Source organism: Rhodococcus sp. MEB032, assembly GCF_030208925.1.
Lineage (GTDB): Bacteria > Actinomycetota > Actinomycetes > Mycobacteriales > Mycobacteriaceae > Rhodococcus_F > Rhodococcus_F qingshengii.
In genome coordinates, this window is sequence record NZ_JARVSY010000043.1 from 1 (window position 1) to 13,562 (window position 13,562).

General features: G+C 59.8%; 17 protein-coding genes. 8 read left to right on the forward strand and 9 right to left on the reverse strand.

All coding sequences use genetic code 11. The annotated features are described in order from the left end of the window. Positions 1-164: 164 nt before the first annotated feature. From QRN54_RS29830 to QRN54_RS33765, 6 genes are all read right to left on the reverse strand, one after another. The gene (locus QRN54_RS29830; RefSeq protein WP_285183790.1) at positions 165-533 is read right to left on the reverse strand and encodes a hypothetical protein; all 369 of its coding nucleotides are present in this window, start codon (positions 531-533) and stop codon (positions 165-167) included. After that, entirely contained in the window at positions 530-1,171 is a 642-nt protein-coding gene (locus tag QRN54_RS29835) for an AAA family ATPase (RefSeq protein ID WP_058228272.1), read from the reverse strand. Before QRN54_RS29835 ends, QRN54_RS29830 begins: the two co-directional genes overlap by 4 nt. A 538-nt stretch (positions 1,172-1,709) precedes the next feature. Continuing rightward, the gene (locus tag QRN54_RS29840) at positions 1,710-2,285 is read right to left on the reverse strand and encodes a hypothetical protein (RefSeq protein ID WP_285183791.1); all 576 of its coding nucleotides are present in this window, start codon (positions 2,283-2,285) and stop codon (positions 1,710-1,712) included. After that, positions 2,282-3,484 (reverse strand): replication protein, encoded by a 1,203-nt coding sequence (locus QRN54_RS29845; protein WP_285183792.1) that lies wholly within the window; start codon positions 3,482-3,484, stop codon positions 2,282-2,284. The genes QRN54_RS29840 and QRN54_RS29845 overlap by 4 nt, the downstream gene beginning before the upstream one ends. Before the next feature lie 350 nt (positions 3,485-3,834). Continuing rightward, entirely contained in the window at positions 3,835-4,065 is a 231-nt protein-coding gene (locus tag QRN54_RS29850) for a hypothetical protein (RefSeq protein WP_285183793.1), read from the reverse strand. A gap of 145 nt (positions 4,066-4,210) precedes the next feature. Beyond that, positions 4,211-4,792 (reverse strand): helix-turn-helix domain-containing protein, encoded by a 582-nt coding sequence (locus QRN54_RS33765; protein ID WP_502944079.1) that lies wholly within the window; start codon positions 4,790-4,792, stop codon positions 4,211-4,213. Positions 4,793-5,054: 262 nt separating this feature from the next. Here QRN54_RS33765 and QRN54_RS33685 point away from each other — a divergent pair, with 262 nt between their 5' ends. Next, complete coding sequence (locus tag QRN54_RS33685; RefSeq protein ID WP_350318892.1) at positions 5,055-5,942, forward strand: nucleoside hydrolase; 888 nt, start codon at positions 5,055-5,057, stop codon at positions 5,940-5,942. On the opposite strand, the gene QRN54_RS29865 is transcribed toward QRN54_RS33685, so the two are convergent. Then, positions 5,870-6,154, reverse strand: coding sequence for a hypothetical protein (locus QRN54_RS29865; protein ID WP_285183794.1), 285 nt, complete (start codon positions 6,152-6,154; stop codon positions 5,870-5,872). The genes QRN54_RS33685 and QRN54_RS29865 overlap by 73 nt on opposite strands. A gap of 75 nt (positions 6,155-6,229) precedes the next feature. Between QRN54_RS29865 and QRN54_RS29870 the strand changes: the two genes are divergently transcribed. Both QRN54_RS29870 and QRN54_RS29875 read left to right on the forward strand, forming a co-directional pair. Beyond that, complete coding sequence (locus tag QRN54_RS29870; protein ID WP_222672036.1) at positions 6,230-6,469, forward strand: hypothetical protein; 240 nt, start codon at positions 6,230-6,232, stop codon at positions 6,467-6,469. Continuing rightward, the gene (locus QRN54_RS29875; RefSeq protein ID WP_285183795.1) at positions 6,466-7,500 is read left to right on the forward strand and encodes a DUF6545 domain-containing protein; all 1,035 of its coding nucleotides are present in this window, start codon (positions 6,466-6,468) and stop codon (positions 7,498-7,500) included. Before QRN54_RS29870 ends, QRN54_RS29875 begins: the two co-directional genes overlap by 4 nt. Here QRN54_RS29875 and QRN54_RS29880 read toward each other — a convergent pair. Beyond that, complete coding sequence (locus tag QRN54_RS29880) at positions 7,439-7,825, reverse strand: hypothetical protein (RefSeq protein ID WP_222672038.1); 387 nt, start codon at positions 7,823-7,825, stop codon at positions 7,439-7,441. The two genes, QRN54_RS29875 and QRN54_RS29880, sit on opposite strands and share 62 nt — an antisense overlap. Beyond that, positions 7,818-8,408 (reverse strand): helix-turn-helix domain-containing protein, encoded by a 591-nt coding sequence (locus QRN54_RS29885; protein ID WP_285183796.1) that lies wholly within the window; start codon positions 8,406-8,408, stop codon positions 7,818-7,820. Before QRN54_RS29885 ends, QRN54_RS29880 begins: the two co-directional genes overlap by 8 nt. Before the next feature lie 801 nt (positions 8,409-9,209). On the opposite strand from QRN54_RS29885, the gene QRN54_RS29890 reads away from it, so the two are divergent. From QRN54_RS29890 to QRN54_RS29910, 5 genes are all read left to right on the forward strand, one after another. Continuing rightward, the gene (locus QRN54_RS29890) at positions 9,210-10,520 is read left to right on the forward strand and encodes a cutinase family protein (protein WP_285183797.1); all 1,311 of its coding nucleotides are present in this window, start codon (positions 9,210-9,212) and stop codon (positions 10,518-10,520) included. Between the two features lie 97 nt (positions 10,521-10,617). Continuing rightward, positions 10,618-11,220 carry a lytic transglycosylase domain-containing protein gene (locus tag QRN54_RS29895; RefSeq protein ID WP_285183798.1) on the forward strand — a complete coding sequence of 201 codons (603 nt, stop codon included), beginning with the start codon at positions 10,618-10,620 and terminating at the stop codon, positions 11,218-11,220. 3 nt (positions 11,221-11,223) lie between these two features. Further along, a complete protein-coding gene (locus QRN54_RS29900; protein WP_042925521.1) occupies positions 11,224-12,315 on the forward strand; it encodes a C40 family peptidase in 1,092 nt (363 codons plus the stop codon). Continuing rightward, positions 12,312-12,956 carry a hypothetical protein gene (locus QRN54_RS29905; RefSeq protein WP_285183799.1) on the forward strand — a complete coding sequence of 215 codons (645 nt, stop codon included), beginning with the start codon at positions 12,312-12,314 and terminating at the stop codon, positions 12,954-12,956. Before QRN54_RS29900 ends, QRN54_RS29905 begins: the two co-directional genes overlap by 4 nt. After that, positions 12,953-13,531 carry a hypothetical protein gene (locus QRN54_RS29910; RefSeq protein WP_285183800.1) on the forward strand — a complete coding sequence of 193 codons (579 nt, stop codon included), beginning with the start codon at positions 12,953-12,955 and terminating at the stop codon, positions 13,529-13,531. The genes QRN54_RS29905 and QRN54_RS29910 overlap by 4 nt, the downstream gene beginning before the upstream one ends. Positions 13,532-13,562 lie beyond the last annotated feature (31 nt).

Below are 13,562 nucleotides of genomic sequence, written 5' to 3' on the forward strand. Positions count from 1 at the left end.
ATTTCCACCTCCCCTCCCGATCGCGGCTTGACTCCTACACCCCGTGAGATGTCTTTCAGCGGGTTTCCCGGTCTGGAGCCTCGCCGGGTTGCCTCCCGGTGGGGCTCCTTTCATCTTTTGCGTATATCCGCATCTACGGATATACGTAAATACGAAAAAGCGAGTCAACGTCGAGCGAGAACGTCCCGTTTCACGCGGTTACTGAGGGTTTCGTCGGCGAGCAGACGTTCAACCAAGACGACTAGAATCTCCTGGGCCGTCACTCGAGCAACTCCCAAGTCTCTGGCTGCTGCGCGTTGCCAGTCTCCCAGCCTGTCGTTCTGGTCCGGCGACAAGTCCACGTTCTTGCGCACACTTCGCTGCAAGGGCGGAACGACGTTTTGCTCGCGCTTCTTCGTTGCCGGCTGAGGGCTTTGCATCGCAACGGGCTGTTCCCGTTCAGGGATCACGTCAGGTGTTGGTTCTGGAACCCTTTTCGCTGCACTTTGCGCACGCTCGGCGCTGGCGCGTATCCGATCCTTGGCGTTACTCATGCCGCATCCTCGTTTCCGATTTCCAAAAGTTCTTCTACGGCATCTCCGTAGGCGGTGTTTGCTGCGTTGTCGATCGGGAGGCCGAATGCCTGAGCGAACTGTTCGCGCCGGCCGACTGTTGCCCTAAGCACGTGATCGCCGGCCTCAGTGATCATTTCGCGGAACACATCGGTGGAACTGGCGTTCGGGATGGTGCGAGTGAGAAGCACCGCGAAGATCGGATCTGCTGTTCCATCGCCTCGCAGATCATTTGCCTCTTCAAGCAGTTCGCGCACTGCGGGCAGTCTGGCGAATTCCATGGTGGTGGGCGCGAGTGGGCAGATGACATGCGTTGCAATTCGCATCGACGACAACACGATTCCCCGCTGCTCCTTCATTGGCGGCGTATCGATCACGACGGCGTCGTATTTGTTGTTGGCGATGCCGGGTAGCTGCTTGTGAAGATTGTTCACCGGCATACCGATTACAGGGAAGGGCCAATCCCCCAGCGTTTGCCAGCTCAGCAGCGATTCGTTCTCGCCGTCCGCGTCCACGCCCAGTACGTTCAGGCCGGCCTCGTGCAATGCGTGCAACAGGTAGGCCGCGGTAGTGGTCTTGGTCGAACCTCCTTTGAGGTTCGTAACCGTGAATACAAGCATTTGCACTCCTTCCGAGTGGTTGCAGCAGAACCCCGAACCGTTCCCGAGATGCTGCATTCAAGTTGTCGAAATCGAAGACTGGCCGTGCGACACATTGCTGCGGAGACGCTGAGATACGGAGATGCGCGTATCCGCAATTCCGTAGATACGTAGCTGCGGATTTCAGCGTACACGACTATCCGCATAGTCGCATTTCCGTATTTACGTATATACGCATATCCGCGCAAAATCATAAGTAACCATCTCAGAACGCTGGGACGTTTCCCACCTCTTGCGGCCTAGCTGCGGGGACGAATGCGCGGCTTCAAGCGCGGACAGCAAGGCGCTAATTCGTATATACGGAACTCCGTATATACGTCTGCAAAATACCTGTTCAAGTAGTTTTTCGCGCCAGGTCGGGACAGCGCAGATTGTCCGGAAAGCTCCGGGCCCTGCCCAGAGGACTTGGACGGTGCAAAGTCAAAAAAAGCACTTTCCAGTCGACTTATGTCCGAGCGCTCGCTGACGTGCATCAGCCCGTGTTCTAGGGGCTGCGTTCTTACGATCGCAGGCGGATATTGCGTCGTGATGGCCCGAAAACTGTCACTCCATGTTCGACCTCGGCAGGGGTAGAGCTGTGATGGATGAGCGAGACGCGGTCTGTTGCGTGCACTGAGGCTTGGTCGTAGGAGTGGACGGTGGCGTTGTCGTAGGCATAGGTGGTGGTGTCTTCTCCGACTTCGCCGAAGGAGTCGTCGACGAGGTTGCTTGTGGCGCGGTTGGTGGCGCGGACGCGTGTGGTGTCGAATGCGTCGGTATGGGCGTTCCCGTAGGCGAAGAGAGTCGTGTGCCCGAAGATTTGGGATCGCGCGGCGTCGGTGGCCACGATTTGGGCGCTGCGCTTCGTTTCGGGTGTCAGTCGGGTGATGACGACCCGTGAGACGCCGACGATGCGGATCGTGATGCCGTCGGGCAGCTCGGCGTCGGTGAGTTCTAGGGGTTTGTCGTTGGGGTGGTCGATGACGATCGTCTTTGCGCCGGTGCGCAACCGTTCGTGGATCTGGGGGACTGTCTGGCAGGGGGAGAGCGGCCGGCGCTTGACGGGCGGCTTTGCGGACGGGCGTTTACCGTTCATCGCTTACCCCGATCTGAGAGATGGGTGATCCACACGGGCGAGGTTTCATTCTCGCGCGCGGATGCCTGGGTCTTTCGGATGCGGGCGCTGTCGGCGGCGCGGCGGGCGACGAAACGGGCAGCTTGGCGGCCGGGGGAGTCCTCGGGCGCGGCCGATGCGTAGCGGTTGCGTTCGGCCTCGAATGCTGCCGCCTGTCGTTCGCGCTCGGCTTTTTCCTGGTCAGCGGCTATCTGAGCGAGAACGTGTGGCGCGAAGGCCAAGTCCTGCTGCTTCATCAGCCACCGGATGAACGCGATGGGGTGTTTCGGGGCCGGTGCCATCCGCGTGGCCTTGCTCCAGGCGTCGATCGCGTCGTTGAGATCCGCGGCCGTCCAACCGTGTGCAGCTGGTTCGGCCAGTGCGGGTGCCCAACCTCGGGGGGTGTGCCGGCGCGCCCAAGCGGGAGTTCGAGGGTTGCTGAGCCATTTGGATGCGAGCAACAAGCCTTTCCGGACGCCTTCGGCCTGCTCGACGTCCGCCTTGGACTCCTTGCGCCGCGAAGCGGCTCGTTTATCCACAGATCGTTTAGTAGTTAGAACCTCTCTACGAGAGGAAGGGATACAAAACTGACCCCTGCGGGGGTGGGGTGCCATCTGTATAGATCCGTCGACAACGATGCGGGTGTTATCCACAGGTTTCCGTGGGTGCAATGCCCAGACAGATGCCCATCCGCGGCCCTTGTCTTGGAAGCGATGCGAGCCGAAGCGTTCGCCTCTACGGCGAAGCCGGCCGCGGAGTACCTCGGTGGCCACACGCAGCAGTTTGAGGGTCTCGCGGGCACGCTGAACAGTTCGCTTCTTCTTGCCGGTGCGTTCGACGAGGGTCGGGATCGACAGCCGTGAGTTGCGTCCGGTTTTGAAGTCGGCGGCTCCCGCCATTGCAGCGGCGACGCTCAGGAGTGTCTTGAGGCTGATGCCTCCACCGGTGCTGGCGACGAGCTGAGGGCGGATGGTGTTGTATTCCGCCATGTAGGCCTCGCGGACGATCACTTCGACCCAGTGCTGTTGTCCCTGCCAGTACGCGAGGCCGGCGTGCGCGCCTTCGTCGAGTTCAAGGCGGACTTGGCAGTAGCGGCGGCATGCTGCCGCGCGACCACCGAGAGCGTTGAGGTACGCCGGGGTCAGCGAATGGCACTGATGCCCGTACAGGTGCCCCGACATTCTGCGGGGTGTACGGGCGGTTCCGTAGCGGCGGCGGGTAGAGCTGCTACCGCAATACGGGCGTTGTAGGGGTGTGTGCGTGTGCTCCATCGCTGAGACACGCGAAAAATCGGTTATGGATTTTGCATCAGGACGCGATGTACCCTGAGACGTGTCTGGCAAGACAGGTCCCTTCGGGGAATAGCAATAACGCTGAGAATCGAGCTACTAACTCGAATCTCACCAACTTCGAAAAACCCTCGACCCCGCCCGGTTGGGGGTTTTTTGCTGTCAGTTGATGAGCGTTACTGCAAACGATGTGTGGTTGTCACGGCATCCCCCGCCCGGGTCGGCCGTCTACGCGAGCTTCGTCACGCGGTAAGCGGCAATACCTCCTGATCAAGTCCCAGATCGAACAGAATCTCCTGGTCAAGCTCGACCACGAGTTCCGAATGGCCGGTCACGAGCGCGAGCACATCAGCCAGGAACTGGCTCTCAGATGACACCCCCGCATTCATCCGGAGTTTGTCGAGAGCTTCGGCCACCGGTAATGGCAGACGAGTCGACACACGATGGCGATCACCCTTGCTAGGTGTAGGCATCTAGAGCTCCTTTCGCATCCGACCACTGAAGCAGGCGATCCTGGGCCAGCTTCCTGTCCATCCTGGCCCAGCATCGCGATTTCGTTGTGGTGACACGCCGCGCAAGCGTCAACTTCACAATCGGTTGAAATTATGGGGAGAATTCTTAGGAGTCATCGAAGCGTGTCGCGATGGCCTTCCTTCGCTCACGATCGCGCTGCCATGACCTCTCGATCATGTCCACGTCGACGCCGTACAAGTCTGCGAGCTGTTGCGCACGGCTCAGGTCATACTCCTTCTTTCCCTTCTCGATCCTCCCAAGAAGCGTTGCGGAGATACCCAGCGATTCCGCTGCGCGACTTTGGGTCAGGCCCGCATGCGCTCGACGGTCGCTGAGGCTAAGTTCGTCGTCTGGAATGGGCACGATGTCCGCGACCGTGATCCGCAACTTTGATGCAACACGTGCTAGCAGCTCTGGGGTAGGTGCGGCTCGTCCGTTCTCCCATGCAGAGATTGCTTGCGGGGACACCCCCGCAGCATCCGCCAAATCTTCAATCGTGGCTTTGCGCGCCTGTCTGTAGCGCCGCAGTCTTGCCGCACTAAATCCCCGCACAGCGCTTCGCGACACAACAACTCCCAGCTCTTGAGACCATCCCGAGAGTGATTGTGTCGTCCTTGTGGCACCATATCTTGCGTTCTGTTTAGAATTATGGAGCGTTATTATGGGGTTCGACCGCAAGGCCGTCATACTTCGGCCGTTGGACTACACGAAGAGGAGGGCCTGTCCAGCCAGGAATCCGTATATCCAGGGGCGTTGGGGAGAGCAGTAATCACACTCAATCAACCTCAAACTGTCAGAAACGTCACTTTTGAGTGAATCCGAGCACTCAGCCAACTAATACTGTTCTCACCTACAAAAGAAACCGGGTGGTACTTAAAGAGCTTTATATAAGTATTAAATAAGCGTCATATCACTTAAGCAATTAGGGGAAAAGTTGCGCTATGTACTTGTGGATTCGGACTGCGGAGTCGACGATTCCCTCGCGTTGAGCTTCGTGGCGCGGAGTACGGGATGTGTTCTAGCGGGAGTGACAACGACATGGGGCAATTGCACGGCCGAGGAGGCCGCCGCTAACGCCAGTTTTGTCCTGAGTCTCGCCACAAGTGATGACGTGCCAGTCGTGGCAGGCAGCATGCCGGAGAGTTCGTGGCAGCGGGGCAGCGCGCACGGCCGCGACGGTCTCGGTGACACTGAGCAGCCTCGGAAGCCTTGGTCCGGACCCGTCGGAGCCCCGGAAAAGATCGTTCAGTTTGCTCAAGAGAACGCAGGGAACGCGGAACTACTGTGCATTGGACCACTCACCAACCTCGCGACCGCGCTCGCCCTCGAACCCAATCTCCCTCAGCAATTGAGACACGTCGTCGTTATGGCGGGACACGGGGACAAGAGGAACGATTGGCTCCACACCGTAGGAGATACGAACACACGCCATGATCCGCTCGCAGCCCAGTTAGTAGCGGAATCAGAACTGGCGATTACCTGGGTCGGAATAGATGTCACCCGCCAAGTTCTACTCGACGAAGGCGACTTCGGAACAGACGTCCTTGGCCGCACCCTTCGGCGCATCCACGACTCTTACGGCGCCCAGCGCGGTGCTGCATATGGATACGATCCCCAGGTGGAGTGGAAGGTGCCCGCGCATGACGGAGTGACTGCGGCATGCTTGGTGAACGAACTGACGGCCAAACTCACGACCTTCTCAGGGAGGATGGCGGTCCAGGGTGATACCAGCGGGCCCGTGCTTCGATTCGTAGGTCCGGGTCATCACCGAATTGCGGTTGGGATCGATGCGTCATCGGTACGCGCAATGCTCAGGAGCTCAATGAGATGGGGGTAAGCAAGCAGATCACTCGACTCAGAGCTCGGAGGATTGTCGCTCAGGCTCTCAAGCGACAGGCGTTCACTGTCGATGACCTCCGCCAGTTCTGTTTCGAGCGGACCGGCCGGCCTGTAGTTCTCGTACCTTTCCCAGTTGCAGAAGTAGAGGATCGTCCTTCTGGATTTCTCCTGCGTGCCCGCAACAATGTTGATTACGTGTTCTATGACCATCGGACAGGTTCCTGGCGAGCAACATTAATTATCTGCCACGAACTGGCCCACATACTTCTTGAGCACAGTTGCGCGATGACCGAAGTACTCGATGATCAGATGTTAGCTGCATGGTTCCCGTCGTTGTCCCCGGAACTGTTGAAAAATGCTCTCAAACGCACCGACTACGACACCACCACCGAGCACGGTGCGGAATACCTGGCCACAAAGCTTTTGATCCTGACTCTGCTCGATGACCTGGACTACAAAGCCTTACGGCGCTCCGTCAAGATCATCTGTGCAAGCAACATGATTCAGGCGTATGGAAGCCGATGAGAAACCACTTACCGCTCGCCGTTGACCTAGGAATTCTCGTTTTTGCCTGGGCGATCGTGATCGCACGATTCTCGCTGGTGCGTAACTATCACGCCCAGATCGTCAGTGTCTTGATTCTGTGTTTCACTGCTGTCGACACTCTGAAGTTCGGCCCAATCAACGACCTGCTGACCTCTGCAATCGATGCTCGAGCGGTCCGACTATTTGCCCACATCCTGTGCGTTGCGGCGGCGGCTGTTGCCGCATGGGCAGCAGCGAGTGCCGTTGGACGGCTGAGACCTGGATTTCTTGTCCTCGGCGTCACGGCCGCGGCGCTGGCGCTGGCAGTTTTGGACGCGGTTGCTGGCAATCGCGGGCTAGTTATCGAAGCGGTGGAGCCTCAGTATTTCTCGCTCTCTTACTTCACAATTTATGCAGGCTCGATCGCGATATTTGAAGCGTACGCAGTGGTTGTACTGGCATCGGCCATTCGTACTGACAAGCCACACGGCGGGCTTCTTGCACCGGCTGCAACCGTCGTCGCACTCTTCCTCGCGACAGGTTTGAACGCGATAAGCCTCCTCTGGTACGCAGTGCGCGCTGCCACTGGAGATATCGGGCCGGCTGAGCAACTCCAACGAAACAGCAACGGAAACCTTTTTGCCTATTTCACGCTCGTCGTCGCGCTCGTTGGTTCGGCTGCCGTGATACGGCGAACTGTCGCAGGAAATGAATCGCAAGCGCGGTCCGCTACGAATGTCACTGAACTGCAGCGTCTGTGGCAAGACCTGACAGACGCTGCACCGAGCGTCAAATTCGATATGCGCCATTTTGAGCCTGATGCGCGAGTGGTTCGAATGATTACCGAGTGCATTGATGCGGTCTACGAACTCGGCCTTGATCCTGCCGTGGCAACTAGGTCCGACCTTTCATCTCAGCGGACCACACAGTCTCGCAATTCCACTCCAGAGACACTTCCCGCCGCCCGTATCAGTGCTCGAGATGTCTTTGATCTGGCGAGACGTTGGGATCAGAAATCCCTTCCAGACTGACCAGCAATGCCTTGCGTTGAGTCGCGTTGGCGGAACCGCGAAGCATCACACATTCGGGTCCCGCGGCGACTAGGACCTGAACTAAACGCAGTTCCGTATACGCCTCGTTCTCACCGGGAATTCCGAAGTAACTCTCAATTGCTGCGCTTCCGCTTTTAAAAGCCGCACTGAGTTCGACGAAACGCGCCTGCTGTTGGCCAGTTAGTTTCCCCGACAGCAGATCAGTTTCCTCGCAGCCAAGAGCACACGCCACTTCAGCACTGCTCAAGCCCGTCACACTGAGCAAAAGTCTGACTTTATCCTGATCAGTGACGTAATCACTCATCGCTGTCTCCCTGGTTCAGTTCGCTCGCCAATGATCTTCGTCGCGCATTCGCTTTTGTGCGCGCGGGGGTGATGTCATCCGGGGGTACGGACCAGAATTCTTCCAGCGCCCGTGCAACCCACGTCGGGTTGATGAGACCTTGCTTGTCTTGATTGCGAAGCATCGAAGAAGCCACTTTGCCTATGTACGGGGAGATCAACGTACGCAAACGATCTACGACGATTGCTAGTTCAGAGTTGTTAATTTCGTCGGCCAGGCGGCGAAGTTCGACACTTACCTCAACAAGATCACCTAGTGCGGCGTAAGAAATCGTGACCTCGCCCGCGGGCGCACCCATCTCCGTCGCTCCGAGAGGCGTGGGGTCGCCCCCTTCGTACGCCGTCGCCGCGCTGCCCTCGGTCCACTGCAGGACTCGGTCCAGCTTGGAGAACGTGGCCATGCGCAGAGGCGGCGACTCACCACTCTCGATGCGCACCATCGTGGGCTCTGAGGGTCCACCTTGTGCGGCGACTGCGGCAAGGCTCAGGCCCAACTGACGTCGACGCAAATTGACTACGTCGGCGAACTGCTGCATGTCGGGCATAGAAGCAGCGTACTTAAAAGAGACCCAATTACCCGACTCCACAGCCACCTCACAAGTTGTCACGAACCCAACATATATAAGTGTTGCGTAAATGCACACACTTTGGGTACGTTCATATCGCCAATGTATGTGTCGTATGTAAGTGACGCGCGATTGGCTCGCTTCGGACACAGGCCCGGCGCGGTTGATTGAAAACGGGACCAATTTGGGGGCAATCGTGGGGATCAATCTCGAGCGGCATCCACAGACCGCACAGGAAGCCTTACCTGCGGCGGATGCAGCACCCACATGCCTCACTACCGCTGGCCGGCAATCTGCCCATCCCGGCCAGCTTGGTCTCCTTCGAAACCGCCTGGTACCCGCTCCGCTCTTCCCGCCCGAAGGCGGAGTGGGTTTTTCCGCTTGTATCCCATCTTTCTTACGTGTCACTCGTTGCGCAGCCCGCACCCCAGGGCACGTCTGCGTAGACGCCGCCATTCCAGGCATCTTCCGTATATGCCCGGTTGGGCATACCAGCATTCCGACGACTTCGGAACTTTTTCGTCGGTTCTTCGCCAGCGAGCAGTCATGACGACGAACTGCACTTTCCGGACATGCCGACTGTCCGACCCAAATACGTGTCCCAGGTGTGCGGTGGCGTTTGGCGACTCCCGCGCACACCTGGGGCCGCTTTCCCTCGGAGGTCGCGCAACCAGCACGACTCTGCTGAATCCCGTGGTGGTTGAGAAGAAGGAACGAGTATCTATGAATTCGACTGACGTACCGGGGAACCGACTTCGGTTTTCCACTCGTATGCGGCCGGTGACGAGCGCAGCTGTGGCTGCGGTCGTGGCGATGTTTCTGGCAGGTGGTTCACCTGCCTTCGCCGTGGCTGAAACCCCGTCTGTGGACACCAGCGATTGTGGCGATGTCATCCAGCTGGCGGCTCCGGGGACGTGGGAGACGAATGAGGGTGCAGATCGGAAGACAGTGCCTGGGATGCTCGCCCAGATCACCGGTCCGGTAGAGCAGGAATTGTCCTCTGGCGCTTCATCTGTCGTGACCGTGCCTTCCACGAGCACCACGACCACTACCACGAAAGCTTCGCCCACTACCTCCTCGGGTTCCTCATCGACGTCCAAGCCGTCGACCCCGTCTTCGACACCTCGTGCGAAAGCTCGGGAGATCCGGGTTGTGTCCGAACAGATCCCGTACGTCGCGCAGGTCGGGGGCCCCGTCGCTGGAGTGGTGACGGGAAACTCGGTCACTCTCAAGGAGTCTCGCGCCGAAGGTCTAGCAGCTTTGGAGGCTCGCGCCGGACAGCTCGCCAAGGCGTGCCCCTTGTCGAAGTTCGTCATTCTCGGATACTCGCAAGGCGCCGTCATTGCCGGCGACTTCCTGTCCGCAATCGGAAACCGTCAGGGCGTTGTCGATCCGTCGCGCATCCTGGCGGGTGTCCTGCTCGCCGATCCGTCGCGTTCCCCCTCGACCCCTGATCCCGAAGCGGATACGGCAACAACGAATCCGGTGAAGCTCGCACCTACGGCTGAGACGATGATCGGCCCCAACGTCACCGGCCAGGGCGTCCTCGGCACCCGCGACAAAGGTATGGGGGTGCTCTCCGAGCGGGTCGCGAGTTTCTGTGCGCCCAACGACTCGATCTGCTCGCTGTCCGGCAAGTCGAAGGCGATCGCCGCGATCGTGCCCTTGCTGAATCTGACACCGGAGGACATCCCCGACTACGCACTCAACAAGGGACTCGAACTGGTCCGCAACGTTGCCTCGGCAAGCCCCGCCGACCTCAAGAAGGCGGCGTCCTCGGTCACCACGCAGCTCACCAGGTTGACGGTTGCTGCCTCCGTAAATCCGGCCACGCTTCCGATGGAGCTGGCTCGGGTGGTGTTCGCCTCCACGATGCTCGACGACGTCGCGAAGGTCGTCAACATGCCCGAATTCGATGCGTTGGTCTCGCTGACGCATCCGGAAGAACTGGTTCAGCAGGCCACAGAAGTTGCCGCGTACCTGTTGCTCGATGCACACCGCTCATACGGCAGCTACACCGTCGACGCAGCGGGCGATTCAGCGACCCAGTGGGCCGTGAAGTGGATTACCGCTAAGGCGCAAGCCGCCTGAACTGGCTTTTCGTCCTTGATCACCTATGGGAGTGGGGGATCAAGGACGACCAGATCGACACATTTTTCGTTCGTTTACTAGCTGGGGAGCTTTCATCATGACCAAGGACAGATCATCTCGCCGGATCGCGGCGATCGCTGGTGCCGTAGCAGCTGCAGTGATCACACCCGCTGCATTCCTATGGCTGACCACTTCCGTCGATCAGGTCGATCAGCGCAGCACCGCTGCCACTCCTTCTTCGAATCCGCACGAGTACGCCCCCTGGCTCATCAAAGCCGGAAATGTCTGCCCTGAAATCGATTCCGCGTTGATTACGGCTCAGATCGACACGGATTCCGGGTGGGACCCGAGTGCCCGATCCGTGTCAGGAGCCGAAGGGCTGGCCCAGTTCCTGCCGGAAGCATGGGCGGAGCACGGCGTCGATGCGAACTCCAACGGTGTCAGCTCACCCCTGGACGCGGCAGATGCGATCATGGCGCTCGCTCAATTGGACTGCCGGACAGCGGAACAGGCGAACGCTGATCTGTCAGCGGGTCACATCAAAGGAGAGCTGACGGATATCGTCCTCGCCTCCTACAACTGCGGGTACGGCTGTGTTCTTGCAGCGGGTGGTATCGATCCTGCGAACGCTTCCGGCGGACTCAACCGTGAAAGCGCCGAGTACGTCGCTTCGGTCAAAGCTCGGATGTCCGGGAACTAACTCATGAAGTCCACCGGCACCCTGGTGGCGGCTGTTCTCGCGCTCATTCTCGCGCCGATCATCATGATCGCAGTGCTGCTCGAAGACACCTCGCCGTCATCCGATTTCAGCCAAGGCTCATTGGCCACTGGCACCGTCCCACCCGAATTCGAGGCGTGGGTCATCGAAGCCGGTTCGATGTGCGCGGAAGTCAGCCCTCCACTGATCGCCGCGCAGATCGAACAGGAGTCGGGTTGGAACCCTGCCGCCGTTTCGCCGGCAGGTGCCCAGGGCTTGTCACAGTTCATGCCTTACACGTGGCCGTCCTACGCCATCGATGCCAACCGGAACGGAGTCATTTCGCCGTTCGATCCTCCGGACGCGATCATGGCGCAAGGAAAATTCGACTGCGATACCGCTGAGCAGGCAAAAAAGGACATCGCGTCAGGACGGATCAGCGGTGACCTTACGGACATCATCCTCAACGCCTACAACTGCGGCTACGGCTGTGTGCTCGCCAACGGCGGCCCGAACATCACCAACGGCGAGACCGAAGGTTACGCGCCGGGGGTGAAGGCGAAGCTCGCGAAGTACACCCAGATCGGAAGCGCGGGTGCCAACGGTCCGCAGTTCAAACCTGGTGGCCCCTTCGGGCAGAACGTGATCGCGGCGGCGTTGAAGTGGCAGGGAACGATTTATGCCTGGGGTGGTGGCGACGCGAACGGTCCTACCAAGGGAATCAGCGACGGCGGCGGCCGCGCCGACCAACTCGGTGACTTCAACAAAGTCGGTTTCGACTGCTCAGGACTGACCTTGTACGCGGTGGCGCAAGCATCCGGTGGGCAACTGATCTTGCCGCACTACACCGGTGACACTTCGAACCCCGGGCAGCTGTACGACCCACGCGGACAGGAGATTCCGCTCGATCAGAAGCAGCCGGGAGATCTCATCTATTTCGGTTCAGGAGGCAGTACCCACCACGTCGGAATTTATTACGGCAAGGACGCTTCCGGAGCAGACCAGCTCCTCAACGCACCACAGTCCGGCGAGGTCGTCTCGATCATGCCGCTCTCCGGCTGGGCCGGAGAAGAAATGTACGTACGGAGGTTCGGATGAACACCACACAGCACACGCAACTCTCGACCACAATCATGACTCTGACAGCAGTGGCGGCGATCGGATTGAGCGCAGTCGCGTGCGGGTCCACTTCGCCCTCACCCACCGATGTCGCCACACCCTCGACATCGACACCCTTCACGACGCCGACCGCAACGACTTCCCGAGTCCCCGCGACCCCACCGGTCATCCCGCAACCTGCTCCCACAGCGCTTCCACCATTGGCACCGTTCGATAGTGAGAATCCCGACGAGGTCGCTGCTGCAGTAGCCCAGGTCTGGTACAGCTGGGACACCACCGTGGATCTGAGTGCCTACGACGCCCGCGTGCGGGCGGTACCTCTTCTGGAATCCGATCTCGCGCACTCGATTCTGAACTTCCCGCCGGTCAGTGGTCCCGGTTCCGACTGGCTGGAACTGACCGCGCAAAACGCGGTCCTCACAGTCGGAGACGGCGATGTTCGGGCCGCATCCGAAACCGGAGCCCCGCCGGATACGGCCACCTCGGCATATCGGTTGCTCACCGTCACGCAGAAGGTCGCAACCGCGCAGGGTCCGCTACCTGATCGCAGCATCGTCGTCTCGATGGTCTTGAGCCATTCGCCCGGAGGGTGGCTTGTGTCGAAGGTGGTGCCGCGATGAACGCCGCCACCGTGCGTCAACCCGTCATCGGCGGTATCGGCGGGGGAGTCGGAACATCGATGATCGCCACCCTGATCGGTGGCCTCGATGTCGGCGTCGTCGCCGGCGACGGCTCACAGGTCGTCGACGTTCTGGTCACCGAGTCGACCGCTTCGGCAGTACGGGCGGCAATCGGCGCAGCGATGGCGATGCCGGTACGCCCGGTCCTGGTCGTCGTGGCGCATTCGCCCGAAGGATGGTCCCCGCCGGTCCGCCAACGTCTGAAGATGTGCGAGCCGAACCTCCCAGGCGTGGCCCGCGTCAGCTGGATCAGCGCCCTCGCCGGATGCGACGACCCGTGGAGCTACGTAGTCGAGCACGTATTCGCACAGAAACCCGTGAAATGGGCGCTGACCACCCGCAAGGAACGCGGTGTGATCCTCGACGCGGTCACTCCACTGGTCTCTCGCCCTGCCCCGTTCGAATCGTACGAACGCTCAGACAGTGAAATCGCCGCTGATCTCGATACCCACGCGAGCGTTCCGGATTCCGGCCGCGAGCAGGGCAACGATCCACCCCACGCCCGTGTGTCGTAGCCCGCCCTACCCCGCCTGTCCGCGCCTCATC

Coding starts and splice junctions, on each gene's coding strand:
- QRN54_RS29830 (WP_285183790.1), bottom strand. CDS start 533: ATGAGTAACGCCAAGGATCGGATACGCGCCAGCGCCGAGCGTGCGCAA.
- QRN54_RS29850 (WP_285183793.1), bottom strand. CDS start 4,065: ATGCCTACACCTAGCAAGGGTGATCGCCATCGTGTGTCGACTCGTCTG.
- QRN54_RS29900 (WP_042925521.1), top strand. CDS start 11,224: ATGAAGTCCACCGGCACCCTGGTGGCGGCTGTTCTCGCGCTCATTCTC.
- QRN54_RS29880 (WP_222672038.1), bottom strand. CDS start 7,825: ATGAGTGATTACGTCACTGATCAGGATAAAGTCAGACTTTTGCTCAGT.
- QRN54_RS29870 (WP_222672036.1), top strand. CDS start 6,230: ATGACCGAAGTACTCGATGATCAGATGTTAGCTGCATGGTTCCCGTCG.
- QRN54_RS33765 (WP_502944079.1), bottom strand. CDS start 4,792: ATGACGGCCTTGCGGTCGAACCCCATAATAACGCTCCATAATTCTAAA.
- QRN54_RS29865 (WP_285183794.1), bottom strand. CDS start 6,154: ATGGTCATAGAACACGTAATCAACATTGTTGCGGGCACGCAGGAGAAA.
- QRN54_RS29905 (WP_285183799.1), top strand. CDS start 12,312: ATGAACACCACACAGCACACGCAACTCTCGACCACAATCATGACTCTG.
- QRN54_RS29885 (WP_285183796.1), bottom strand. CDS start 8,408: ATGCCCGACATGCAGCAGTTCGCCGACGTAGTCAATTTGCGTCGACGT.
- QRN54_RS29910 (WP_285183800.1), top strand. CDS start 12,953: ATGAACGCCGCCACCGTGCGTCAACCCGTCATCGGCGGTATCGGCGGG.
- QRN54_RS29895 (WP_285183798.1), top strand. CDS start 10,618: ATGACCAAGGACAGATCATCTCGCCGGATCGCGGCGATCGCTGGTGCC.
- QRN54_RS29845 (WP_285183792.1), bottom strand. CDS start 3,484: ATGTCGGGGCACCTGTACGGGCATCAGTGCCATTCGCTGACCCCGGCG.
- QRN54_RS29840 (WP_285183791.1), bottom strand. CDS start 2,285: ATGAACGGTAAACGCCCGTCCGCAAAGCCGCCCGTCAAGCGCCGGCCG.
- QRN54_RS29835 (WP_058228272.1), bottom strand. CDS start 1,171: ATGCTTGTATTCACGGTTACGAACCTCAAAGGAGGTTCGACCAAGACC.
- QRN54_RS29875 (WP_285183795.1), top strand. CDS start 6,466: ATGAGAAACCACTTACCGCTCGCCGTTGACCTAGGAATTCTCGTTTTT.